The sequence below is a fragment of the Vibrio sp. 10N.222.48.A3 genome (genome assembly GCF_041475345.1).
In the GTDB taxonomy this organism is placed as follows: domain Bacteria; phylum Pseudomonadota; class Gammaproteobacteria; order Enterobacterales; family Vibrionaceae; genus Vibrio; species Vibrio tasmaniensis_A.
Genome location: NZ_JBFRVX010001083.1, coordinates 1 through 1999, shown reverse-complemented (window position 1 = coordinate 1999; position 1999 = coordinate 1). Strand labels below are relative to the sequence as shown.

Genomic DNA, 1999 nt, shown 5'->3' with positions numbered 1-1999 from the left:
GGAAGTTAGAGCTGAATATGGCAGAAGAACAAGAAACACCGAAAGGAAAGAGTAAGCTCCTCATTATCGCTATCGCGGTTGTTGTGCTGTTACTTGGAGGTGGTGGTGCCGCATTTTTCTTAATGGGTTCCGATGATAAGGCTGAGGGTGCTGGGTCGTCAGCTGAGGTTCAACTCATGGGTGCCGATCCAGTGGTCTATGTTAATGTGCCTCAAGCTTTCTTATTTAACGTTACGGGCGATAAGAAAGATCGCTTAGTTCAGATAAAAGTACAGCTGATGGTACGTGGTATGAAGAATGAAGTTCTCGCTCGATACCACTCTCCACTTGTTGAAAGCGCACTACTTGCCACATTCGCTTCGGCGACGGTCGATCAATTACGATCTCCTGCCGGGAGAGTTGAACTGCGGAACAAGGCGACTGAAGATATTAAAGCAAGCTTAACTCAAGCTGTTGGCCAGCCGGTAATTGAAAAAGTGTTATTCACTGACTTTGTAATTCAATAGGTAATATGTGACCGATTTATTAAGCCAAGACGAAATTGATGCGCTATTACATGGCGTTGATGATGTTGAAGACGTTGAAGATGTCTTAGAAACCGAAAGTGACAATACGGTCAATTTTGATTTCTCATCACAAGATCGAATCGTTCGTGGTCGAATGCCGACCCTTGAACTTATTAACGAGCGTTTCGCACGCCATATGCGTATTAGCTTGTTTAATATGTTGCGTAAGACGGCTGAAGTGTCGATCAACGGCGTACAGATGATGAAATTTGGTGAGTACCAGAACACACTCTATGTACCCACAAGTTTAAACATGGTTCGCTTCCGCCCGTTAAAAGGTACTGCGCTAATCACGATGGAAGCTCGGCTAGTTTTCATTCTCGTAGAGAACTTTTTTGGTGGTGATGGTCGTTTTCACGCCAAGATTGAAGGTCGCGAATTTACACCAACAGAAAGACGAATTATTCAGTTACTACTGAAAATTGTTTTTGAAGACTACAAAGAAGCTTGGTCTCCCGTGATGGGCGTTGAGTTTGAATACTTGGACTCTGAAGTAAACCCAAGCATGGCTAACATTGTGAGTCCAACCGAAGTGATTGTTGTGAGTTCATTTCACATTGAAGTCGATGGCGGCGGCGGTGATTTCCATGTGGTTATGCCTTACTCAATGGTTGAGCCGATTCGTGAACTGCTGGATGCTGGTGTCCAATCAGATAAAATGGAAACCGACGTTCGTTGGAGCTCTGCATTGCGTGATGAAATCATGGATGTGCCAGTCAACTTCCGTGTCAATTTGCTCGAGCAAGATATCTCTTTGCGTGATTTGATGGAACTTCGTCCTGGGGATGTTATCCCGATGAATATGCCTGAGCATGCAACCATGTTTGTTGAAGAACTGCCGACCTATCGTGTTAAAATGGGCCGTTCTGGAGAGAAGCTCGCGGTACAGATTTCTGAAAAAATTGAAAGACCTCATGTGGTCAAAACCGATCTCGCCTTTCTTGGCAAAGACTTAATGTCTGAGTTGGAAAACAGCGAAGATGAAGAATAGCAAAGTAGATAAAAGTATAGGAATTGGTAATGGAACCTAGTGAAGATCAAAAGCTAGCAGACGAATGGGCTGCAGCACTTGGTGAAGACCCTTCAGCACCGTCAATCGATGTTGATGATGTTCTCGCGGCACCACTTGATGAGTTAACCGACTCATCGTCTCCAATTTCAGAAGATGAGCGTCGTAAGCTGGATACCATTATGGATATCCCAGTGACTATCTCAATGGAAGTCGGCCGCTCTCAAATTAGTATCCGTAACTTACTTCAATTGAACCAAGGTTCGGTTGTTGAGCTAGATAGAATTGCTGGTGAGTCACTTGACGTGATGGTTAACGGCACTCTGATTGCTCATGGAGAAGTGGTTGTGGTGAATGACAAATTTGGTATTCGTTTGACAGACGTTATTAGTCAAACAGAACGAATTAAGAAGTTGCGTTAATG

General features: G+C 44.1%; 3 protein-coding genes. All 3 read left to right on the top strand.

All coding sequences use genetic code 11. The features are described from left to right. Window positions 1–17: 17 nt before the first annotated feature. Genes fliL through fliN form a run of 3 tightly spaced genes read left to right on the top strand, consistent with a single transcriptional unit; the run spans window position 18 to window position 1997 of the window. On the top strand, window positions 18–506 hold the full coding sequence (fliL, locus tag AB4653_RS23850; RefSeq protein WP_009848547.1) for a flagellar basal body-associated protein FliL: 489 nt from the start codon (window positions 18–20) through the stop codon (window positions 504–506). A 7-nt stretch (window positions 507–513) separates the two neighbouring features. Further along, window positions 514–1557: a flagellar motor switch protein FliM gene (fliM, locus tag AB4653_RS23845; protein ID WP_009848546.1), complete on the top strand. Its 1044-nt coding sequence runs from the start codon at window positions 514–516 to the stop codon at window positions 1555–1557. A 29-nt stretch (window positions 1558–1586) separates the two neighbouring features. After that, a complete protein-coding gene (fliN, locus tag AB4653_RS23840) occupies window positions 1587–1997 on the top strand; it encodes a flagellar motor switch protein FliN (protein WP_004739851.1) in 411 nt (136 codons plus the stop codon). Window positions 1998–1999 lie beyond the last annotated feature (2 nt).